19 protein-coding genes are annotated in these 21289 nt (G+C 69.1%); 5 read left to right on the plus strand and 14 right to left on the minus strand.

The features are described 5' to 3' along the window. Positions 1-88 precede the first annotated feature (88 nt). Both AC1DCT_RS09305 and AC1DCT_RS09310 read right to left on the minus strand, forming a co-directional pair. Positions 89-2056 carry a M13 family metallopeptidase gene (locus tag AC1DCT_RS09305; RefSeq protein WP_477428731.1) on the minus strand — a complete coding sequence of 656 codons (1968 nt, stop codon included), beginning with the start codon at positions 2054-2056 and terminating at the stop codon, positions 89-91. Between the two features lie 105 nt (positions 2057-2161). Then, positions 2162-2590: an SRPBCC family protein gene (locus AC1DCT_RS09310; protein WP_440734339.1), complete on the minus strand. Its 429-nt coding sequence runs from the start codon at positions 2588-2590 to the stop codon at positions 2162-2164. Between the two features lie 181 nt (positions 2591-2771). Between AC1DCT_RS09310 and AC1DCT_RS09315 the strand changes: the two genes are divergently transcribed. After that, on the plus strand, positions 2772-4442 hold the full coding sequence (locus AC1DCT_RS09315) for a GspE/PulE family protein (protein WP_440734340.1): 1671 nt from the start codon (positions 2772-2774) through the stop codon (positions 4440-4442). A 26-nt stretch (positions 4443-4468) separates the two neighbouring features. On the opposite strand, the gene AC1DCT_RS09320 is transcribed toward AC1DCT_RS09315, so the two are convergent. The 10 genes from AC1DCT_RS09320 to AC1DCT_RS09365 all read right to left on the minus strand — a co-directional run bounded on the left by AC1DCT_RS09320 (position 4469) and on the right by AC1DCT_RS09365 (position 13286). Then, positions 4469-5707, minus strand: coding sequence for a type II secretion system F family protein (locus AC1DCT_RS09320; RefSeq protein ID WP_477428733.1), 1239 nt, complete (start codon positions 5705-5707; stop codon positions 4469-4471). Then, entirely contained in the window at positions 5707-6846 is a 1140-nt protein-coding gene (locus AC1DCT_RS09325) for a type IV pilus twitching motility protein PilT (protein WP_477428735.1), read from the minus strand. Before AC1DCT_RS09325 ends, AC1DCT_RS09320 begins: the two co-directional genes overlap by 1 nt. Next, a complete protein-coding gene (locus AC1DCT_RS09330) occupies positions 6843-7622 on the minus strand; it encodes a hypothetical protein (RefSeq protein WP_477230228.1) in 780 nt (259 codons plus the stop codon). Before AC1DCT_RS09330 ends, AC1DCT_RS09325 begins: the two co-directional genes overlap by 4 nt. Continuing rightward, complete coding sequence (locus AC1DCT_RS09335; RefSeq protein ID WP_477428737.1) at positions 7619-8281, minus strand: hypothetical protein; 663 nt, start codon at positions 8279-8281, stop codon at positions 7619-7621. Before AC1DCT_RS09335 ends, AC1DCT_RS09330 begins: the two co-directional genes overlap by 4 nt. Then, a complete protein-coding gene (gene pilM / locus AC1DCT_RS09340) occupies positions 8281-9339 on the minus strand; it encodes a pilus assembly protein PilM (RefSeq protein ID WP_477428739.1) in 1059 nt (352 codons plus the stop codon). The genes AC1DCT_RS09335 and pilM overlap by 1 nt, the downstream gene beginning before the upstream one ends. 47 nt (positions 9340-9386) lie before the next feature. Beyond that, entirely contained in the window at positions 9387-10253 is an 867-nt protein-coding gene (locus tag AC1DCT_RS09345) for a prepilin peptidase (protein WP_477428741.1), read from the minus strand. After that, a complete protein-coding gene (locus AC1DCT_RS09350) occupies positions 10250-11881 on the minus strand; it encodes a hypothetical protein (RefSeq protein WP_477428742.1) in 1632 nt (543 codons plus the stop codon). The genes AC1DCT_RS09345 and AC1DCT_RS09350 overlap by 4 nt, the downstream gene beginning before the upstream one ends. Then, positions 11872-12405, minus strand: coding sequence for a prepilin-type N-terminal cleavage/methylation domain-containing protein (locus tag AC1DCT_RS09355; RefSeq protein ID WP_477428744.1), 534 nt, complete (start codon positions 12403-12405; stop codon positions 11872-11874). The genes AC1DCT_RS09350 and AC1DCT_RS09355 overlap by 10 nt, the downstream gene beginning before the upstream one ends. Beyond that, the gene (locus tag AC1DCT_RS09360; RefSeq protein WP_477428746.1) at positions 12402-12812 is read right to left on the minus strand and encodes a type IV pilus modification PilV family protein; all 411 of its coding nucleotides are present in this window, start codon (positions 12810-12812) and stop codon (positions 12402-12404) included. Before AC1DCT_RS09360 ends, AC1DCT_RS09355 begins: the two co-directional genes overlap by 4 nt. A gap of 72 nt (positions 12813-12884) precedes the next feature. After that, positions 12885-13286 (minus strand): type IV pilin protein, encoded by a 402-nt coding sequence (locus tag AC1DCT_RS09365; protein WP_477428748.1) that lies wholly within the window; start codon positions 13284-13286, stop codon positions 12885-12887. A gap of 841 nt (positions 13287-14127) precedes the next feature. Between AC1DCT_RS09365 and AC1DCT_RS09370 the strand changes: the two genes are divergently transcribed. Both AC1DCT_RS09370 and AC1DCT_RS09375 read left to right on the plus strand, forming a co-directional pair. Beyond that, positions 14128-15741, plus strand: coding sequence for an HNH endonuclease signature motif containing protein (locus AC1DCT_RS09370; protein ID WP_477428749.1), 1614 nt, complete (start codon positions 14128-14130; stop codon positions 15739-15741). 110 nt (positions 15742-15851) lie between these two features. Next, complete coding sequence (locus tag AC1DCT_RS09375) at positions 15852-18029, plus strand: M66 family metalloprotease (protein WP_477428751.1); 2178 nt, start codon at positions 15852-15854, stop codon at positions 18027-18029. Between the two features lie 19 nt (positions 18030-18048). Here the strand turns inward: AC1DCT_RS09375 and AC1DCT_RS09380 are convergent, their stop codons facing one another. Together AC1DCT_RS09380 and AC1DCT_RS09385 are read right to left on the minus strand one after the other, a co-directional pair. Beyond that, on the minus strand, positions 18049-19197 hold the full coding sequence (locus AC1DCT_RS09380) for a sensor histidine kinase (protein ID WP_477429648.1): 1149 nt from the start codon (positions 19195-19197) through the stop codon (positions 18049-18051). An 88-nt stretch (positions 19198-19285) separates the two neighbouring features. Next, entirely contained in the window at positions 19286-19996 is a 711-nt protein-coding gene (locus AC1DCT_RS09385) for a response regulator transcription factor (RefSeq protein ID WP_477428753.1), read from the minus strand. A gap of 143 nt (positions 19997-20139) precedes the next feature. On the opposite strand from AC1DCT_RS09385, the gene AC1DCT_RS09390 reads away from it, so the two are divergent. After that, on the plus strand, positions 20140-20613 hold the full coding sequence (locus AC1DCT_RS09390; RefSeq protein ID WP_441977990.1) for a DM13 domain-containing protein: 474 nt from the start codon (positions 20140-20142) through the stop codon (positions 20611-20613). Beyond that, a complete protein-coding gene (locus AC1DCT_RS09395; protein ID WP_441977989.1) occupies positions 20610-21137 on the plus strand; it encodes a hypothetical protein in 528 nt (175 codons plus the stop codon). The genes AC1DCT_RS09390 and AC1DCT_RS09395 overlap by 4 nt, the downstream gene beginning before the upstream one ends. The last annotated feature ends 152 nt before the right edge of the window (positions 21138-21289 follow it).

Below are 21289 nucleotides of genomic sequence, written 5' to 3' on the forward strand. Positions count from 1 at the left end.
TCTCGGCGGGGCGGGGCGGGCAGTGCAACCGCCGAACGACAGAACGCCCACCCCGGAGATCGGGGCGGGCGTTCGCGCGGTCAGACGATCACCAGATCGTGACGCGCTCCTCGGGGGCGAGCCAGAGCTTGTCCGACTCGGTCACGTCGAACGCCTCGTAGAAGGCGTCGATGTTCCGCAGGATCTGGTTGCATCGGAACTCGTTGGGCGAGTGCGGGTCGATGGTCAGCAGGCGGATCGTCTCGGCCTCGCGGCTCTTCTGCTGCCACACCTGGGCCCACGACAGCAGCAGGCGCTGCGCGCCGGTGAGGCCGTCGATGACGGGCGCCTCCTCGCCGCCGAGCGCGAGCTCGTACGCCTTGAGCGCGATGCCGAGGCCGCCGAGGTCGCCGATGTTCTCACCGATCGTGAGGGCGCCGTTCACGTGGTGCTCGGCGCTCAGCCCCTCCGGCACGAGCGCGTCGTACTGCGCGATGAGCGACTTCGTGCGCTCCTCGAACGCGGCGCGGTCCTCGTCCGTCCACCAGTCCTGCAGTTTGCCGTCGCCGTCGTAGCGGCTGCCCTGGTCGTCGAAGCCGTGCCCGATCTCGTGGCCGATGACGGATCCGATTCCGCCGTAGTTGGCCGCCGCGTCGCGGGAGGCGTCGAAGAACGGGTACTGCAGGATCGCCGCGGGGAACACGATCTCGTTCATCAGCGGGTTGTAGTACGCGTTCACCATCTGCGGCGGCATGAACCACTCGTCGCGGTCGATGGGCTTGCCCACCTTGCCGATCGTGCGGTCGTGCTCGAACTGCGCGGCGCGACCGGCGTTGCCGATCAGGTCCCCGGCGTCGACCGTCACGGTTGAGTAGTCGCGCCACACCTTGGGGTGCCCGATCTTGGGCGTGAACGTGTCGAGCTTGGCGAGCGCCTTCTCGCGGGTCTCCGGGCTCATCCACTCGAGCGTCGTGATCGACTGGCGGTACGCCTCGAGCAGGTTGCCGATGAGCTCGTCCATCGCCGCCTTGGCGGACGGCGGGTAGTGCCGCTCGACGTAGACCTTGCCGACCGCATCTCCGAGCGAGCCCTCGACGAGCGAGACGCCGCGCTTCCAACGCTCCCGGATGGTGGGCACGCCGGTGAGCTCGGTGCCGTAGAACGAGAAGTTCTCCTGCACGATGTCGTCGGTGAGGTAGGCGGCGAGACCGTGCACGACCTTGGCCCGCAGCCAGGCCTTCCAGTCGTCCAGGCGCTCTGCGGTGAGCAGGGATCCGAGTCCCTCGAAGAAGCTCGGCTGGTAGACGACGGCCTCGGCGAACGCGTCGGCTCCGGCCGGGCCCGCGACGGCGTCGCGCCACGAGGCGAGGTCCACACCGACGAGAGTCTGGAACTCGTCCCAGCTCTTCAGGTTGTACGTCTTGACCGCGTCGCGGCTCTCCACGTTGTCCCAGTGGTGCCCGGCGATGTCGTGCTCGAGCGCGAAGGCGCGGTCGGCCTGCCCTGCGGCGTCCGCGACGCCGGCAAGGGCCAGGATCCGCTCCAGGTGGGCGCGGTAGGCGGCGCGGGTGCCCTCGAAGCTGTCCAGGCGGTAGTAGCTCTCGTCGGGCAGCGAGATGCCGGCCTGCACCACGAACGGCACGTAGCGCTCGGGGTTGCCCGGATCCGGCTCCACGAACACGCCGATCAGTGCGGCGATGCCCTGGCGGTCGAAGGATCCGACCGTCGCGAGGAACTCGTCGATCGTGGTGATCGCGTCGACGGCCGCGAGCGGTTCGGCCAGCGGAGCGGTGCCGAGCGCGGCGATGCGCTCGGTGTCCATGAAGCTCGCGTACAGGTCGCCGATCTTGCGCGCCTCGGTGCCGGGCTCAGCGCCCTGGGACTCCTCGATGATCGCGCGCACGTCCTTCTCGGACTGGTCGGCGAGGAGGTGGAAGGATCCCCAGCGCGCCTTGTCTGCGGGGATCTCCGTGGTGGAGAGGAACGTGTGGTTCACGTGCCGGTAGAGGTCGTCCTGAGGGCGGATCGCGGGGTCGAAGTCGCCGGTGGCGAGGCCGGAGGGAAGAACGTCGGTCATGAGGCCCAGCCTATGCGGACGCCCCGACAAGAGGAGAGCGGATCCGTGCCTCGGCTGTTCGCTGGTCGCGGACTGCGGGGAGTGCTGCCGGATCCGGTGTCCCCGTCAGGACTCCAGGAGCGCCTTCGCCTTGTCGAACGCGGCCATCTCGCCGTCCATGCTCTTCTGCACCGGCCCGCTCATGAGCAGCTTCTTGAGGCCGCTCAGCTCGACCGACAGCTCGAACGTGACGAGGGTGCCGCTCGGCACCTCGGCGAAGGTGTAGCTGCCGAGGGGGCGCACCGGGCCGGCGATCGTGGCGAACGCGTAACGGCTGGGCGCGGAGTACTCCGTGATCCGGAGATCGGCGTCGATCGATCGTCCGCCCGGGCCCGCGATCACCTGATGCACGGTCGCGCCCACGCCGGGCGCGCCCTCGGCCCGCATCTCCTTGACGGCTGGGCGCCAGGTCGGGTCATTGCTCGGATCGGCGAAGAACCCGAACACGGTCTCGATGGGAGCGGCGATCTCGATCGTCCGCGATGCGGAAGGCATGTGCCCAGTATCGTGCTCCGCTGGCCGGCGGTACAGGACCGGAGCGAGAGATTCCGGACCCGCGATCGCACGCGGAGGCCGCGTCGGGCTGCCGACCGGAATATCGCCCTCCCGCTCGAGCCCGTGCGGCCCTAGGATGAGCACAAGAGCGGCGTTTGGGGCGCTGCGGGATGGGGATCCCATGCGTGGTCTGGGGCAGATGCTCGTGCTGACCGGCGCTGCGCGCGCCGAAGACGTGAACTCCGCGATGTCGGCGGTGGGCGACGGAGACGCCCTGCCCGACTATCTGCTGCGGCACGGCCTGGTGAACGAGGTGCAGCTGGCCGAGGCCGTCTCGGTGGCGACGAGCACGCCGTACGTCGATCTCGGCTCGTATCCGCTGGATCCCGAGGTCATCTCGCTCGTGCCGGGTGTGATGTGCCGGCGCTACCGGCTGCTGCCGCTGCGGCAGTACCGCGACCAGCTGACCGTGGCGATGCTGGATCCGACCGACATCATCGCCCTCGACGACGTCGCCAGCATCACGGATCTGCGGGTGAGCCCGGTCGTGGTCACGGGCGAGGCCCTGAACCAGGCGTTCGAGCGGTTCCTGCGCTCGGATGAGGAGCTCACCGACCTGTCCGAGCAGATCGGCGAGGCGTCCGGATCCTCCTCGCACATCGTCTTCACGGAGCAGCTCGACGATCAGGACGCGGACGCGCCCGTGGTGCGGTTCGTGAACCTGCTCATCACGCAGGCGATCAACGACCGCGCGAGCGACATCCACATCGAGCCGGGCGAGCATCGGCTCACGGTGCGGTTCCGCATCGACGGTGTGCTGCACGAGATGCAGCGCGCCGACCGCAGCATCCAGGACGGCGTCATCTCGCGGCTGAAGATCATGTCGTCGATCGACATCGCCGAGAAGCGGGTGCCGCAGGACGGGCGCATCTCGGTGCTGCACGAGGGCCGCAGCGTCGACCTGCGCGTGGCGACGCTGCCGACGGTGTGGGGCGAGAAGATCGTGATGCGCATCCTCGACAACAGCGGCCAGGTGATGCTGATGTCGGATCTGCTGTTCTCCGACACCAACGCCGAGCGCTTCACGCAGGCGATCTCGCGCCCGCACGGCATGGTGCTGGTGACGGGCCCGACCGGATCCGGCAAGTCCACGACGCTGTACACGGCGCTGCGGGCGGTGGCGAACCCGCGCGTGAACGTGATCACGGTCGAGGATCCGGTGGAGTACCGGATCCCGGACATCAACCAGATCCAGGTGAACCCGCGGGCCGGCCTCACGTTCGCGACCGCGCTGCGGTCGATCCTGCGCGCCGACCCGGATGTGGTGCTGGTCGGTGAGATCCGCGACCGCGAGACCGCGGCGATCTCGATCGAGGCGGCGCTGACCGGCCACCTCGTGCTGTCGACCCTGCACACCAACGACGCCCCGAGTGCGCTCACCCGGCTGGTGGAGATCGGCACCGAGCCGTTCCTCGTGGCGACGGCGCTGAGCGCGGTGATCGCACAGCGGCTCGCGCGGCGGCTGTGCACGAAGTGCCGCCTGCCGATCGACGACGACCGGGCGATGCTCGAGGCCGTCGGCATGCCGGTCGAGCTCATCGACGACGCCACCGTGTTCCGCGCGGTGGGGTGCACGGCGTGCTCCAGCACCGGCTACCGCGGCCGGGTCGCGCTGCACGAGGCGATGGAGGTCACCGACCGCATCGAGCAGGCGCTCGTGGGCCGCGCGACCGGCGGCGAGCTGCGCGAGATCGCCCTGGAGCAGGGCATGATCCCGCTGCGCGACGATGGCTGGGCCAAGGTCGCCCAGGGCATCACCACGATCGAAGAGGTGCTGCGCGTCTCGGTGTGACGCCCGGAGGCGCGCACCGAGCCCGTTCAGTGCTGCTTGGCCAGGTCGCCGTACAGCGTGAAGATCGGCAGGTAGAGCGAGATCACCATGCCGCCGATGACGACGCCGAGGCCGACGATCAGCACGGGTTCGATGAGCGACGACAGCTGCTCGGTGGCGGTCTCGACCTCGTCCTCGTAGAAGTCGGCGATGCTGGCGAGCATCTCGGCCAGCGTGCCCGATTCCTCGCCGACCGCGACCATCTGCGACACCATGGGCGGGAACACCTCGGCCGCGGCCAGCGGCGCGGCGAACGAGCGCCCGCCGCGGATCGACTCCTGGATGTCGCGCACGGTCTGCTCGATCTTCCAGTTGTTCGACGCCTGGCCCACGATCGACAGCGCCTGGATGATCGGCACACCCGCATCGAGCATCATCGACAGGTTGCGGGTGAACCGCGCCACGGCCATCTTCGTCAGCAGCTTGCCGAAGATCGGCAGCTTCAGCAGGAACGGATCCACGACCTTGCGGTACGCGTCCGTATAGCGGTTGCGGGCCCACCAGATCCACACGATGATCGCGAGCACCGCGACGGACGGCAGGATCCAGACCATGTTCTCCGAGATCGTGACCAGGATCTGGGTGGGCAGCGGCAGGGTGGTGCCCAGCCCGGCGAACATGTTCTTGAACACCGGCACGACGAACGTCAGCATCGCCGCGACGCCGAGGACCGCGATGATCAGCACTACCAGCGGATAGGTCGTCGCGGAGCGGATCTTCGCGTGCAGGTCGGCCTGCTTCTGGTAGGTCTCGGCGATCGAGTTGAGCGCCTTGCCGAGGAAGCCGCCCGCCTCGCCGACGCGGATGATCGACACCATGAGCGGCGGGAACACCTGCGGGTGCCGCGCCATCGACGCGGAGAGCGACGATCCCGACTCCACGTCGGTCTGCACGACGATGAGCACCTGCTGCAGCTTCTTGTCGTCGGCCTGCTCGGCGAGCACGGTGAGGGTGCGCAGCAACGGCAGGCCCGCATTGATCAGCGCCGCCATCTGCCGGGAGAAGATCGCGAGCGTCTTCGCCGGAACGCCCTTGCGCAGCGACGGCAGCGAGATCTCCCGATGCAGACCCGTCTTCGCGACGGGCTCGACACGCAACGGCGTGAGGCCCTGGGCCTTGAGCTTGGCGGCGACGGCGCTGTCGCTGGCCGCGTCCATCGACCCCTTGACGGTCTGCGCCGTCGCCGGATCCAGCGCCTGGTATTCGTACTCCTGCACCCCGGCCATCAGGATCCCCATTCGTCGAGCTGCGCTCCGGCGGCGAATGTCGACCACGACTCCGCGTCGAGGTCGGCAGGCTTCACGTGCACGCCGTCGATCGACTTCGGATCGACGGCGAACGTGCGCGCCACGTGCGCCGCGATGAGCCCCTCGCTGACGAGACGGCGCAGGTCCTGGTCGAGCGTGTGCATGCCGACGGATTGGCCCGCCTGCATCGTCGAGTAGAGCTGCGACACCTGCCCCTCGCGGATCAGGTTGGCGACAGCCGGGGTGTTGATGAGCACCTCGGTCGCGATCGTGCGGCCCGCGGTCTGCGCGCGCGGCAGCAGCGTCTGGCTGATGATGCCCTGCAGCGTGTCGCCGAGCTGGGTGCGGATCTGATGCTGCTGATCGGCGGGGAACACGTCGACGATGCGGTTCACCGACTTCGCCGCGCCCTGGGTGTGCAGGGTGGAGAGCACGAGGTGGCCGGTCTCGGCGGCGGACAGGGCGGTGGAGATCGACTCCGGATCGCGCAGCTCGCCGACGAGGATCACATCGGGGTCCTGCCGCAGCACCCGGCGCAGCGCCTCGGCGAACGACTCCGTGTCGGATCCGACTTCGCGCTGATGGATGAGCGCACGGTTGCTGGTGTGATGGAACTCGATCGGGTCCTCGATGGTCACGACGTGCACGGGCCGGGTGTTGTTGATGATGTCGACCATCGCGGTCAGCGTCGTCGACTTGCCGGATCCAGTCGGGCCGGTGAGCAGCACCAGCCCGCGCGGGCGCAGCGCGAGGTCGTGCGCGATGGCGGGAGCGCCGAGCTCCTCCAACGTGAACACCCTGTCGGGGATGTACCGCAGCGCCATCGCGATCTCGCCCAGCTGGCGGAACACGTTCACACGGAAGCGCCCGATGCTCTCCGCCGCGTGCGCGAGGTCGACCTCGTGGTTCGACGCGAACTCCTCACGCTGCGCGTCGTTCATCAACCCGTATGCGGCTCCCTCGACCCAGTCGGCGCCGAGCGGTTCCGCATGCCGCGGCACCGGGATGAGGTCGCCGTCGACACGCATGAGCGGGGCGGCACCGGCCGTGATGTGCACGTCGCTCGCCCCGGCACGGGCGCCGATCGCGAGGATGCGCGTGAGCTCGGTGGCGCTCATTTCGAGGCCCCCGCCGTCGGAGTCGCGGTGAGGAACACCAGCAGATCGACGCGGATCTCCAGTCCGCCGTTGCCGGGGGTGAGCGTGGCCTTGTCCACCGCGAGCAGTCGGGCGGATCCGCGCAGCCCGTCGAGGAATGCCTGCGCCGCGACCGCATCCGGGACGCTCGCGATCACGGCGACCGGGATCTGTTCCCGGGCCGCCGTGGCGACACCGCCGCCGGTGGGCGCGCCCGTTCCGCTCTGTGCGGCGGTGCCTGCCCCTGCTTGAGAAGTCTGGGCCGCGTTGGCGTCAGCCTGTGCAGCGACGTTCTTCGCATCGCCGACCGGACCCGTCCCCGTCGTCGGCTGGGGCGTGGGCTGCGGCTGCGGCGCGGCCTGCGCCTTCTGCTGCGCGGCAGCACCTGGACCCGCAGGAACCGGTGCAGGGCGCGAGGCGAAGACGGCGAGGTCGCCGCGGGTGGCGCTGGTGAGGATCGCACCCGAGGCCTGCGCCGACGTGGCGATGATGTCGAACACCTGATCGAGTTCGGGTGAGGCCGGGATCTGGCTGCGCAGCGCCTCGACCGAGGCATCGATCTCGCTCTTGCGCTGTTTCTGCTTCTGCAATTCCGCGATCTGCGCCTGGTACGCAGCGTTCGTGGAGGCGACCTGGCTCGTGCTGCCCAGCGCCGTGAACGATTGGCCGACCAAGGGGAGCACGCCGAAGACGACGGCGAGCACCACGATCGCGATCGAGACGAGGGCACCGATGAGGGTGATCAGCTGCTTGCTCACTTCGTGGCCTCCTTGCCGAACTGGCCGGAGTACACGGTCTGGTTGAAGGTGATGTCGACCGTGTACGTGTAGCGGCCTGGCGACTGCTGGCTGGCGGTGTTGGCGCTGCCGTCCGCGGCGAGAACCCCGTCCACGCCGCGCAGCGTGCGAGCCAGGACGCCGAGGTCGATCGCGTTCGGGCTGTCGATGGTCAGTGTGCCCGTAAGACCCACGGCCTTCTTCGCCGCATCTTTGTCCTTTGTCGCAGCGTCAGGTGCCGCGCCGGGAGTGAGCTCGAACCCGGTCACGGTGGTCCCCGGGGGGAGGGCGCCGCGAACCCGGTCGAGAACTTCGCTCCAGGCGAGATCGGATCCCATCGCCTGGCTTCGGAACGCGTTCAGCTCGCTCTCGGTCGCCAGGGCGCTGCTGACTTCGTTCAGTTGCCCGATTTGACCGATCAGCTGCGTCGAACGCGCCTGCTCGGCGGCGAGCTGCTGCTGTGTGAACTGGTTCCAGACGAACGCGCCGCCGATGAGCACGACGGCGAGCAGCACAGCCAGTAGCCCCACCCGCACCCAGGCGGCGGAGAGCTTCTCGCGTTCCCGGCGATCGATCTCGGAGCGGGGCAGCAGATCGACCCGGGGCGCACCGCCCGGGGTCGCCACGATGATGCGGGCCATCAGCGGTCCTTCCCGAGGGCGAGTCCGGCGGTGCTCACGAGGTCGAGCGCGAGCTCACCGGTGGGTTCGGCACCGCGCGCCGGCATGAGGTTCTGCAGAGTGAACGTGCGCACCGGCATCTCGACGGCCTCTGCGAGGCCGGACGCGACGCCGTCGACGGCGGATCCCGCGCCACTGAGCAGCACCTGCTCGATCGGCGGCGAACCCGGCTTGTTCAGGTAGAACGCGAGGGTGCTCCGCATCCGTCCGATCACATCGACCACGGGGCGCAGCGCGACGTCCACGCGGAGCGAGCCGCGAGCCACGATCCCCGCGGTCCCGGTGAGATCGTCGGTGAACGCGCGGGTCGGGTCCACCGCTCCGTCGGTGATGAATGTGCCGTCTCCGATGCCATCAGGGGCGAGCATCTGCGACGCTCGGCGCCGCACGGCGCCGGTCTCGAGGTCGACGGGCGTGATCCGCACGAAGTCGGGGATCCCGTCGCGCAGGATCACGATCTGCGTGGTGTGGTCGCCGATGTGGATCGCGGCGGTCGTACCCGTCGGTGCGACGAGCGCGGCGGACCGAGCAAGCCCGAAGGCGGCGAGGTCGACGCCGTCGATGCGGATCTTTGCACGCGCGAAAGCGCCGATCATCGCTTCGACGGTGTCGGAGACGGCAGCCACGAGCAGGCCGTGAAGCTGATCGCCCTGCTGCGAGGTCGGGTAGTAGTCGAGAACCGCCTGGGCGACCGGGACCGGAAGCAGATCCTGCACCTGGAACGGCAGTGCCTGCCGCAACAGCTCGGGAGCCATTGCCGTGGTGGTGTGCTCGCGCACCAGCACGCGCCTGCTCGCGATGCCGAGCGTGGCGGATTTCGACTTGATGCCGGCCGTCCGCCAGAGCTGCTGGATCGCGAATGCGACGGCCCCCTGGTCGAGCACCTCGGAATCGTGCGCGGCGTCGGGCGGCAGCGCGACCTCGCCGAAGGCGGTCACCTGCGGTTGGCGCTCGTTGCTTACCTCGACGGCGCGCACGCTCTCTTCGGTGATCTCGACACCGACGTGACTTTTCGCCATGTTTCTCTCCCCAAGTCCCCAGTGCTTCTCCTGCCCCCACGGCAGATTCAGCTCAGTCCCAGCATTCCGACATACCAGCGCCCGACAGGCTCACCCACTGCGATCCCAGCCCAGGCGCCCGCGATCATCCACGGCCCGAACGGGATCGCCGTCTTGCGTTTCGCTCGGCGGAGCAGGATCAACCCGATGCCGAACACTCCGCCGAACACGAACGCGGCGAACGCTCCGACCACGAGCGTTGCCCAGCCGCACCACCCGAGGTACAGGCCGACGAGCGCCGCAAGCTTTACGTCTCCGCCGCCCATCCCGCGGGGGCTGACAACCCGCACGACGTAGTAGAACGCGTAGAGAATCGCCGCACCGGCCAGCGCCCGCAGGAACGTCCCCCAGTTGGTCGCTGAGCCTGTCGAAGCGCCCACCGCGGCAGCGATGCCGAGCAACGCGATCCCAACGGCGATGCTTGGCAGCACGATCACGTTCGGCAGCCGCTTCGTGTCGAGATCGATCAGCGTCAGTGCGATCGAAACGGCCGCGAAGGACAGAAAGGCGACGAGCACGACCCAGAACACCGGATCCGTGACCGCTGCCCAAACGGGGTCGTTGAGCGAGCGAAGCGAGACGAAACGCCCACCCACGGCCCACCACATCACCGCGACGAACGTCACACCCGTGAGCGCCTCGACGATCGCATACCGCCCGCTGATCGGCGCGGCGCAGTTCGCACACCTGCCCCGCAGCAGCACCCACGACAGCACGGGCACGTTTTGCCACCATCGGATCCCCGCGTCGCATTCGGGGCACCGGCTCTCCCGCATGAGGGAGATCCCGGCGGGCACGCGGTATGCGACGACGTTGAGGAAGGATCCGATGACGAGCCCGAACAGACCCGCGAAGACGAGGAGGAAGGCGGTCATGGCGCGACCTCCTGCTCGGAGGTCAGGGTCGGCGGGAGGATGGTCGTGATCGTGGATCCGGGTGAGCCCGCCGCCGTCGCCACCTTGCAGCCGAGGTCGATGACAGGACTCCAGGTCATCGGCGTGCAGGTGAAGTCGGGGTGCACCCAGTGCGGCGTGCCGTCGTTGTTGGCGTAGTACTGCCCCTGGAAGATCAGCCCGTTCTGCGAGCTGTTGTTGAGCCCGCAGGGTGTGTAGAACATCAGCCGCGCCTGCACCGTGCTCGGCAGGGTCAGCGCATCGCTCGCCGATCCGGATCCGCAGCTGGGCGCGGTGTCGGTCAGGTTCGCGTCAGCATGGATGAAGAACAGCTGCGGCGCCGTCGCCAGCGAAGGGGCGCTCGAGGTGAGCGGCCCGGAGACGTTGACGTTCATCGGCGACCCGGACGCGATCAGCATGACGGCGTCGTTGACGAGCCCGGTCGCGCCGATGTTCACGGTGACCGTGCCGGTGCACGAGCTGAAGTCGATGCCGACGCGCGTGTTGGGCGGAGTCGGCGCGGCCGCGAGCAGGGCGCTCACGTTGGATCCGTTGCACGGTCCGGTGGTCCACTGGATGTTCGATCCCCACGCGGCACGTGCCGAGCCGAGGTTGCGCCAGGTGGTCATCGCCGTCACGGCGACGAGCGTCGGGTTGGTGCGATTGGTGCCGGGCTTCGCCGCGGGCGTTCCGCAGAGTGAGGCGTTGGCCGCAGGCGTCGGGCTCGTCGAGCAGTTCGCGACCGTTTGCGCGGGCTTTCCCACGACGCCGGCGCCGCTGAACCCCTTGCCGATCGAATAGCCGCCCATGATGACGGGCTTGTTGCCCAGGGTGAACGTGCCGTCGGCGTACACGAACCCCGAAGTCGGGACGGCCGAGTCCCCGAGCGAGAAGCCGTTCGCCACGAGGTTGACGTTGCCCGCGGTGATCAAGTTTCCCTTCACGGTCGCCGCGTTTCCGCCGCTGGCCGTGATGTCGCCCAGCGCGTAGACGTTGCCGTTGACTGTGCAGTTCGCGCTGAGATCGACGGCGCCGTTGGGCACCCAGAGGTCGCCCGTGATCACGGACGACGAGTTGCAGCTGTAGTTGCCGCTGCGGATCACCAGATCGCCGGTGTAGTTGGCGTGGGTGGCGAGGAACGATCCGTCGAAGTACGACATCGTCCCGCCCGGCGTGTTCGAGAGGGAGATCGGCCGCTGATAGAGCGCGACGATCTTCGTCGCCGAGCCGTCGGGTCCCTTGCCGCTGGCGGTGATCTGGATCGTCGAGGTCGCGGTCGCGCTCAGGCACGCGTCGGTCAGATGATCCTTGTCGGGCCCGAACAGCGCGCTGACCGAGTAGTAGAGGGGTGCGGACCCGGCGTCCGGGATGGACTTCGTACACGGGTTGGCGAGCACCCTCGCAAGCATCTGGTCGCGTCCCGACTCGGCGGCGACGAACGCCTGGGTCGTGCTCTTGTTCTTGGCATTGGACTGGATCGTGAACATCACGGTCGCGGCCACCAGCACGGCGGCGACCACGCCGACCACCATCACGATGAGCACCGCGACCAGCGCCGCACCGCGGTCGTCACGGTCCGCCGTCTCGAGTCGATCCCGGATCACCAGCATGGGCTGAGGCTTCCTGCTGCGGAGTTGCGCATGTAGGCCGTGCCCTGGAAGTGCACGGGCGCCGCCACCGCCTGGGCCCCCGACTTGCTGAGCGCATCGAAGTTGTACGCGACGCTGTTGCCGCTCTGTGAGATGAACGCCCCGGATCCGGCGGCGACGTCGGCCTGCCAGACGGGCCAGCCCGAGGAAGGGGCGGGCGAGGAGGAGACAGTCATGTGCAGACCGTCCGCGGCGAGCTGGAACGCCTGGCACTGGAGCCCGCCGCCGAGCGCGGTGTTGACCCGGATCGTCGATCCGTCGGCCGAGACGTCGAAGGCCACTGCATTCCGCATCGCTCGCTCCACTTCTGATGCGACCAGCTGCCCCCGGGTCGTCGCCTGACTCTGTGCTTTGACGGCTTCCTGCGAGCGCCAGATGTTGCTGAACAGCGTTCCGAGCACCAGTCCGACGATGCCGAGGATGACAACGACCACCACCAACTCGATCATGGAGAGACCCGCGTCGTCCCGCGTTCGGCTGGTCATGGGAGGGTCACCGCATCGGGCGGAATGATCACCAGCGCATCCGCGGTGGCGAGCGTTGTGCCGCTCTGCGTCGCGGTGACACGGATCGACACCGTCGAACCCTTGGCGCAGGATCCGATCGCCGCCTGAGTCGTGAAGCGGTTGCCACGACCATCGAGGAATGAGCGTGGCGTCGCCGAGGTGCCTAGGACCGAACCCAACGTTCCGCAGTCCGGATTTTGCCTGACCTGGTCGATAAGGCCATTGATCTGCCGTGTCGCAGTCGCAACGGACGACTGCTGAGCGGAGAGCTGCAGTCCATTCATCAATGCCGGAAGGATCGAAACAGCGATGAGGGCGAGCAGGAACATCGCGATGACAACCTCAACCAGGCCGAGACCGTCGTCGTTACGCAGTCGAAGCGGCATGTGAACCCCACAGTGCGAGTGCGGCTGTGGAGGCCCTTGCTACTGCGGGGCCTCCACAGCGGAGTGGGTGGATTAGCAGCCGGGCCCTGAGGTTGCGGTGGCAGCCCCCGCAAGCGCCTTGCCCGCGACGGGGGCCGCCGTAACACAGAAGCCATCCAGGGTGAAGGTGCCGCCGATCGTCAGCGTGGCATCCGCCGACTTGTAAACAGTCGTCGGCACAGCCCCCAGTCCCGTTACTGTCGGCGGCTGCAATGCCATCCCGGCCGCCACTGCGGACGCGGCGCTTGCCGCGATCGACTTCATCGAGTTGTCCTTCGCCTGCTGTTGAATCCCGGCGAAGATCGGAATCGCGATCGCGACCAGGATGCCGAGGATCACCACGACGATGATCAACTCGATGAGTGAGAAGCCGGCCTCTTCGCCGTCTTCCCGTGCCTTCTTCTTCGCCTCGAGGGCGCGCTGAATAGCGAGCATTGCTTGTCCCCATTTCAGAGAGTCGTTTCGGGTTAAAACGCACTCTGTGAACCGGCGCGTCCCCTGCGCCAAACGAACAAGCTCCGGTTGGTTCCGGTCCCCAGATTCGGAGTCGAGCTGTCCCATAGCTCTCGTCCTGGACAAAGGATGGACCCAACGGGGCACCGACGCAAGACCTATGTCGAAACCGCTATTTCGGCATACCGAGACGCAACGGGGCTCCGGAGTCCCACGAGGCACAACCGATCTCCATGGTGTGCGCCCGCCGGACTACCGCTAGGGTGCTCCCCATGGACTTCTGGGGAGTTCTCCGCACGGCCGAAGCTGGGTATCTGTACGCCGGGGCCGTGCTCGGCGCGCTGGTCACGCTCGCCGTCTTCGTCATTGTCAACGCGATCGTTCGCGACTCCCCCGCGCGTCGGATCCGTCGCGCCGAGCGCGCGAAACGTCGCCTCGATCGTGCCGTGCGATCAGCAGCTCGGCACGGAATCGTTCCGCGTCCGGCACAGTCCGCGCCGCGTCCGTTCTCGAAGAGGGTCGGCACCATCGGTCCTCTGGATCGCACGGGGTTCGTGGATTCCGGCGCACCGCAACCGGGTCCGCGCGATTGGGCACCGGGCGGGCACTGAGCAACCACCTTGCCGCGGCTGAAGCCACTGCCGAACTCCGCGCGCGCGTGCAGCGAGCGGTCCGAGCACTCGACCCGACGCGGGCGTTCCCGCAAGGCGGTAGCTAGTCGTTCCGTCCTTCACAGGGAGCGATCCCGACGAGTTCTCCACAGATTCAGTAATCCTGTCTGATCTGGGGTTCAAATGTCGGTGCCCCTGAGTTGAATAGGGGTATGGCATCCACGACGCGAGAGCTCCTGGAGCAGGTCGAGCACCTGCTCCAGGAGGTCGCTGCGTCCGAGGAGATGGGCGCTCAGTTCGACCGCGTGACGGACGGCGAGACGATCGAGACGCTGAAGGCGTTCGGCCGGGTGCAGCGCCTGCTGGATGGCCAGATCACCACGATGACCGTGCACGCCCGGCAGCGAGACGTGGGTGCCGCGTCGACGACGATCAGCACGGCGGCGGGGTGCACGGATGTGACCGAACTGCTGCGCCGGGCGCTGCGGGTCGACGTGGCCACGGCTCGCCGATTTGTGCGCGCTGCGGAAGGGGTGGGCAGGGAGTTCCTGTTCTCCTCAGGCGCGCACGGACCAGCCCGCTACGAACGGCTCGGGCAGGCGCTGCGGGACGGCGTGCTCTCGGTCACCGGACTGCTCGCCGCGATCGGTCCTGTGGAGGCGGCTCGTGCCCGAATCGGTGACGACGCCCGCGAGGCGGTCGACGTGCTCCTCGCGACCACCGCTCGGGGCCTGGATCTGCCCGACGAGCACGGCAACCCGGGGCCCGTCCCGTCGACGGACGAGCTTGCCGACTACGCGAGGGCATTGATGCTTGCGCTCGACCCCGATGGTGCCGAACCGGCGGATCGGAAGGCCGAACGCAACCGCGGGGTCACGATCGGACGCCTCAACGCGAACGGCGTCCATCCGGTGCACGGCGGGTTGCTGCCCGAAGTCGCCGGGGCGCTGCAGCGACTCTTCGACGCGTTCAACAATCCCGCTGCGGCGGACGCACCCGATCTCGATGGGCGGCTCGACCAGGATCCAGAGCGGGGATCCAGGGGGGCGCATCCCCGCGACGGTCTCGACGACGCCGATCCGGAGAAGACGTTCTCCGCAGGCGACGGTCAGGATGAGACAGCCGGGAACGTCCGTTTCGCCGCGGACGACGAAGATGCAGCCGAGTCCGTGTTCCCCGGCGGTCCGGCCGCCCCGGTCGACACCCGCACGCGGCCGCAACGCAATCACGACAATCTCGCCGCGATCCTGCACGCCGCCGCCGGATCCGGTACCGTCCCCGACCTGGGCGGGGCCGCACCGACCCTCGTGGTGTCGGTCACCGCCGAGGCGTATGTGACCGGGGTGGGCCGGGCATTCATCGAAGGCACCAGCGACGACGTTCCCCTCAGCGCGGCACGGCATGCCGCGTGCGCCGGCGGGATTCAACGGGTCCTATTCGACGAGCACGGGCAGATCGTGTCCATCGGCACGACCGCCCGGATCTTCACCGCCCTGCAACGCCGTGCCATCCAGCTGCGGGACCGGGAATGCCTCATCCCCGGCTGCCACGTGCCCGCGACCTGGTGCGAGATCCACCACGTCCAGGAATGGGCCGAGGGCGGCGCGACTCACACCAGCAACGGGGCCGCCCTCTGCTGGCACCACCACCGCACCCTCGAGGTCTCCGGATGGCAGATCCGCATGCGCCACGGAGCACCGGAGCTTCGCGGACCGCGCTGGTGGGACCCCACGCGCACCTGGCATCGTCCCCGCACCCGCGGCGGGGGCCCGCAGCACATCCACCGGATCCCCGCCGACGTACACGCCGGAGCGCCGCCGGGCTGACGCCGGAGCACTCCCGGCTGAGGCCGCCGTCGGCGCCAGATCCGACACATGTATCACCGCGCCCATCGCCGCCTCCTCACCGTCACACACCCACGGATGGAGGCTGCGCCATGCCCGACTTCAACGATCTCGTCCAGACCCTCGAGCGCCTGCGCGATGTGATCGATATGCGCTCGCCCCTGCTCACGCAGCGCCCCACTGGCATCGAGGTGACCCAGGCGGTGCAGTACTACCACGCGTCGGAGCATCTGACGGATCCGGGCGATCGCAAGAAGGACAATGCGGCGCTTCTGGTCGCTTACAAGCCCGCGCTGGTACGCGTGTACGTCGCGCCCTCGGCCCTCGTGAGGACGGGCGACCCGATCGGCGGCACGCTGCTGCTCGAGCGCCGTCAGGGCCTGTTCGGACCGTGGCGCACGATCGTGACGATCGCGCCCTGGCTGCTGTCCACCGTCACGCCCATGGACGACGGCTACGACGACGAGCGCAGCCGCTTCGACCGGACGCTGAACTTCCGGATCCCGGCGGAGCAGTTCTTCGGCGACATGCGACTGACGGCGACGCTGGACGACGGGCAGCAGTACAGCACCACGGTGTCGGCACGTCTCGTGCAGACGCTGCGCGTCCGCGCGATCCTCGTCAGCTACCAGGGCCCCAGTACGGCCAACCCGGCACCCGGAACCATCGCGCCCACCATCTCCCTTGCCGCCCCGACGCTCGCCGACGTGCAGACCACCGCGGCGCTGGCGTTCCGGATGATGCCCGTGCAGCAGACCGGATCCTTCATGACCGCCGGCACCCTCGCCTGGACGCAGCCCCTCGATGACGTGCGCAGCTCCCCCGGCGCCTGCTCGACGAACTGGGGCGCCCTGCTCACGGCGCTGGGCAACATCCGCACGAACGACGGCAACCGCGCCGATGTCGTCTACTACGGGATCCTGCCGTCGGGGATCCCGCTCAACGTTCCCGGCTGCGGCAACGACGGACTCGGAGCCGGCGCCGCGGGTGACACCGCCACGTTCGTGCACGAGATCGGACACGGCTACGGCTTCCCCCACGCCCCTGCAGGCAACGCGGGAACCACGGATCCCGACTACCCCGTCTACGAGCCGAACATGTCCGGATCCATCGGCGAGTACGGCACCGACATCCAGACCGGCGCCGTCTTCAACCCGGCGACCTCCACCGACTACATGAGCTACGGCGCCAACCGCTGGATGTCGCTCTACCACCACGCGAAGCTCATCGAGCATGACCGCCTCGCTCCCAGTTGGATGTCGGAACCGAACCCGTTCGACCGCACCGCCGTGGAATTCGATCCGAAGCACCTCTGGTGGCCCAACCCGCCGTGGAGCCGCGACGAGATCGAGAAGTACGCCACCCACCGGATGATCGTGATGAGCGGCGTCATCGACGAGGCCGGCGTCGTGACCGTCGACTCGGTGGCTCGCGTCGAGGCGAACTCCGCCCTGATCGGTCCGCCGATCAGCTGGTCCGCCCAGCTCGTCGGCGCAACCGGAGAGATCGCTTCGCGCGTGGTCATGGCGCGGGAGCTGCAGTACGGCGAAGACTGCGGCTGCGCTCCCTCGCATGGCGACGACGACCCCGACCGGCTTCCGCTCCGTTTCCGCGCGCTCATGCCCGACACCGAGCTCGGCTCGGCGCTGCGCATCGTCGACGGACGTGGCGTGGAGGTGTGGGTCAGGAAGGCTCCTGCGGATCCGGCGCGGTTCACCCGGGTCACGGCCGAGGTCGTCGAAGGGCGCGCCGTGCGACCGCGCTGGGACATCGCGGGTGAACCCGCGACGGACGTGTGGGCGCAGGTCAGCACAGACGGCGGGCAGACCTGGCGCGGACTGGCGGTGGGGCTCGGAGGCGGGTTCGGTGAGGGACTCGCGGATCTGGACCTCACCGGCCTGCCTGCCGGAGAGGCGCATGTGCGCCTGCTCGCGCACGATGGGTTCAGCACGGCCGTCTCCGACACAGCGTCGATCGACGTGCCCGAGCTCGCACCCTACCCGGCGATCCTCTTCCCGCCCGACGGCAGCGATGTGCCGGCCGGCGTGGAGATGGAGGTGCACGGTAGCGCCGTGAACCAGACCGGGGATCCGATCGATGACGAGCTGCTGAGCTGGGAGGTCGACGGGGAAGCATTCGGGCGCGGTCGCATCGGCACCCTGCGGCTCGAACCGGGCGAACACGTGCTGACGCTGCGCTGCGAGACCCGCCTCGTGGCGGATGCCTCGGTGCGGATCACCGCGCTGCCATTGCCTCGCCGGACGCGGTGACGACGGACCTGCCCGGACCTCAGGATCCGGGCTCGCCCACCGGCAGCAGCACCTTCAGGCAGAAGCCGTCGTCGGTGTGCTCGGCGAACACGTCGCCGCCGTGCGCCCGGGCAAGACCCCGCGCGATCGCGAGGCCGAGACCGGCCCCCGACGCCACTGCATCCGGCGCGGTGCCGCTGGTGCGGGACGGATCCGAGCGCCATCCCACCTCGAACATGCGGTCCAGGTCCTCCACGGCCACACCGCTGCCGTGGTCGAGGACGGCCAGCACCAGCCGGTGCGGCGACGGCGATTCGGCGAAGACGAGGATCTCGGATCCCTCGGGCGCATGCCGCACCGCGTTGGTGAGCAGGTTCACGATCACGCGCGTGAGCTGATGCGGATCCGCCCACAGCACGTGGCCGTCGATGCCCTGCTGCACGATCCGTACGTGGTGCTCCCCCGCGGCGGCGCGCACGTCGGCGACCGCGTCCGAGACCACGTCGAGCAGTTCGACCTGCTCGGTGCGCAGCCGCAGCGAGCCCGAGGTGATCCGCGACAGCTCGAACAGGTCGTCGACCATCCGGCCCATCGTCTCGACCTGTGCGCGGACCTGACCGGGGAACGCCTCCGGATCCGCGAGCCCCTCCTCCGCGGACTCGGCGAGCGCGCGGATCGCGGTGAGCGGGGTGCGCAGGTCGTGCGAGATCCACGCGAGGAAGCGCCGGCGGTCGGAGTCCAGCCGTTCCAGCTCGGCCCGCGCGTCGCTGAGCTTCGCCGACACCTCGGCGAGCTCGACGGACAAGTCGTCGAACTCGCGCCAGCCGCTGGATCCGCGGTCGACGACATCGCCCTCGCCCACCCGACGCACGGCCGCCGACAGCCCCCGCACCGAGCTCCGCGCCGCGCGCGCCGTGATCCACGCCGTCGCGAGCGCGCACAGCAGCGCGGCGCCGAGAACCCACACCAGCACCGTGAAGTCATGCGCCGACAGGTACATCTCGGCCGAGATCGCGAGCACGCCCGTCGCCAGCGCGAGCACCGATGCCACGCCGACGACCACCAGGCGCAGGGTCAGCCCTGCCCGGCGCGCGCGGCGCAGCACCAGCACGGCCGCGCACGTCACGACCGCGGCGCAGACGAGTGCGGTGAGCAGGATGAGCAGCACATCCGCGAGGCCGAGGGGCATCACGAGCCGGATCCGCTCCGCTGCTGAACGCGCACAGCCCGCCCGGGCACGCGCCGGGTCCGCCCCGCAACCGAGCGCAAGCGCACCATCATGAGCCGGATCCGTCCGCCGAGAACCGGTAGCCGGCGCCCCATTCCGTGAGCAGGTGCAGGGGGTGGCGCGGATCGTGCTCGATCTTCTCCCGCAGCCGGCGCACGTGCACAGTCACCGTGCTGGCCTCGCCGAACGACCAGCCCCAGACCTCGCGCAGGATGTCGTCGCGCGAGAGCACCTCCCCGTCGTGCTGCACGAGGTGCGCGAGCAGCTCGTACTCTCGGGCGGCGAGCGGCACCTCCTCGCCGCGCACGTGCACCCGGCGCCGGGCCGGATCCAGTCGGAAGTCGCCGCGCACGATCTCCCGCGTCGGCGCGGACGCCGCCAGGGACCGGCGCAGCAGCGCGCCCACCCGCAGCAGCAGCTCGCGCAGCGCGAAGGGCTTCACGAGGTAGTCGTCGGCGCCGGTCTCCAGCCCCTCGATGCGCTGCTCCACCTCGCCGAGCGCGGTGAGCATGATGATCGGCACGGCTGAGCGCGCCCTCGCATCGCGCGCCAGCTCGTCTCCGCTGATGCCCGGCAGCATGCGGTCGACGATGAGCACGTCAGGCGGATCCGCCTGCACTGCGCGCTGCGCCGAGACGCCGTCGCCGAACCCGTCGACGCGGTAGCCGTTCGCTGCGAGATAGCGCTCGACCGCGGCCCGCACGGTGGGATCGTCTTCGACGAGCACCACCCGGGGCAGAACGGATCCGGGCATCTCCATGCTCAGAGGCTAGCCCCGGCGACCGAGGCGGATCCGACTTCCTTACGGCCCCGAAAGAACTCCCCCGCGGCGATTCCGGCCGTTCTAGCGTCGCCACTGTCCTCGAAACCATGTGGCGGATCCCGCCACGGAATGGAGCAATCATGCGCAAGACCGCTTTCGTCCCCGCCTCGCTCGGCGTCGCCGTCCTCGCCCTGGGCCTGACTCTCGCGGGCTGCAGCTCGACCCCCGCGGCCTCACCGACCTCCGGCGACACCATGTCGTCGTCCACCCCGATGCCGTCCTCCTCGCCGATGGCGTCGGACATGCATGACATGTCGAAGACCGGCACGTTCATGGGCCTGAACGGCAAGAACGTGAAGGGCACCGTGACGATCTCCGGATCCGAGCTGACCCTCTCCGGCTTCTCCTCCGACGAGGGCCCCGACCTGCACGTCTACCTGACCAACGGCACCGATGAGGCCGCGGTCTCCGCCGGCAAGCAGATCGACCCGGTCGCCTTCGACAAGGACTCGCAGACGTTCATGCTGGACGGTGTCGACGCGTCGATGTACACCGACGTCGTGATCCACTGCGACAAGGCCAAGGCGGTCTTCGGGGCCGCTGCGCTGTCATGACCGCGACGGCGGTGCGGACCGGCACGGGGACGCCGGCCCGCACCGCGCCTTGGCTGACCGCCTCGGCGTTCCTCGGTGCGGTGGCTCGGATCGCCGCGGGCGTGCTGTGGCTGAACGAGGGGATCCTGAAGTACCGCGCCGGGTTCGGATCCGCCGACATCCTGCTCGTCTCGCAGAGCGCCGCGGGCAACACGCGGGTGCCGTTCTTCTTCCACCCGCTGGGGGCGCTCATGCAGTCGGCGCCGGGGCTGTTCGGGATCGCGATCCCCGTACTCGAGGTGGGGCTGGGCGTGCTGCTCATCCTCGGCCTCGGGCGGGTGCTCACGACACTCGTGGCGCTCGGATCCGTCGCCACGCTGATGCTCTACTGGTCGTCGGACCAGCTCATCGCGCAGTATCCGGCGATGGTGCTGCTGTCTGCCGTCGTGCTGGCGCTGCCATGGTCGGGGCGCATCGGCGTCGCGTGGTGGTGGGAGCGGCGGCGCGGGCGGGGCTCGGCTACGCCGGCTTCGTCCAGGCGGTGAGGGAAGCCGTATCCGGCCGGGGGCAGGTGGGGCTGGGAACCGCGTTCGGCTGGGTCCGGGAGGTGAGGCTGGAACCGCATTCGGCCGAGTCGGAGCGGTGAGGCGTTCGCTGGTCGCCAGATGCCCTTTCGCGAGGGACGAAAGGGCTTCTG

The organism is Microbacterium sp. 10L49 (genome assembly GCF_056395125.1).

Coding starts and splice junctions, on each gene's coding strand:
- AC1DCT_RS09345 (WP_477428741.1), bottom strand. CDS start 10,253: ATGACCGCCTTCCTCCTCGTCTTCGCGGGTCTGTTCGGGCTCGTCATC.
- AC1DCT_RS09305 (WP_477428731.1), bottom strand. CDS start 2,056: ATGACCGACGTTCTTCCCTCCGGCCTCGCCACCGGCGACTTCGACCCC.
- AC1DCT_RS09320 (WP_477428733.1), bottom strand. CDS start 5,707: ATGGCCGGGGTGCAGGAGTACGAATACCAGGCGCTGGATCCGGCGACG.
- AC1DCT_RS09365 (WP_477428748.1), bottom strand. CDS start 13,286: ATGCTCGCTATTCAGCGCGCCCTCGAGGCGAAGAAGAAGGCACGGGAA.
- AC1DCT_RS09375 (WP_477428751.1), top strand. CDS start 15,852: ATGCCCGACTTCAACGATCTCGTCCAGACCCTCGAGCGCCTGCGCGAT.
- AC1DCT_RS09325 (WP_477428735.1), bottom strand. CDS start 6,846: ATGAGCGCCACCGAGCTCACGCGCATCCTCGCGATCGGCGCCCGTGCC.
- pilM (WP_477428739.1), bottom strand. CDS start 9,339: ATGGCGAAAAGTCACGTCGGTGTCGAGATCACCGAAGAGAGCGTGCGC.
- AC1DCT_RS09370 (WP_477428749.1), top strand. CDS start 14,128: ATGGCATCCACGACGCGAGAGCTCCTGGAGCAGGTCGAGCACCTGCTC.
- AC1DCT_RS09380 (WP_477429648.1), bottom strand. CDS start 19,197: ATGCCCCTCGGCCTCGCGGATGTGCTGCTCATCCTGCTCACCGCACTC.
- AC1DCT_RS09350 (WP_477428742.1), bottom strand. CDS start 11,881: ATGCTGGTGATCCGGGATCGACTCGAGACGGCGGACCGTGACGACCGC.
- AC1DCT_RS09355 (WP_477428744.1), bottom strand. CDS start 12,405: ATGACCAGCCGAACGCGGGACGACGCGGGTCTCTCCATGATCGAGTTG.
- AC1DCT_RS09385 (WP_477428753.1), bottom strand. CDS start 19,996: ATGGAGATGCCCGGATCCGTTCTGCCCCGGGTGGTGCTCGTCGAAGAC.
- AC1DCT_RS09360 (WP_477428746.1), bottom strand. CDS start 12,812: ATGCCGCTTCGACTGCGTAACGACGACGGTCTCGGCCTGGTTGAGGTT.
- AC1DCT_RS09335 (WP_477428737.1), bottom strand. CDS start 8,281: ATGGCCCGCATCATCGTGGCGACCCCGGGCGGTGCGCCCCGGGTCGAT.
- AC1DCT_RS09310 (WP_440734339.1), bottom strand. CDS start 2,590: ATGCCTTCCGCATCGCGGACGATCGAGATCGCCGCTCCCATCGAGACC.
- AC1DCT_RS09390 (WP_441977990.1), top strand. CDS start 20,140: ATGCGCAAGACCGCTTTCGTCCCCGCCTCGCTCGGCGTCGCCGTCCTC.
- AC1DCT_RS09315 (WP_440734340.1), top strand. CDS start 2,772: ATGCGTGGTCTGGGGCAGATGCTCGTGCTGACCGGCGCTGCGCGCGCC.
- AC1DCT_RS09395 (WP_441977989.1), top strand. CDS start 20,610: ATGACCGCGACGGCGGTGCGGACCGGCACGGGGACGCCGGCCCGCACC.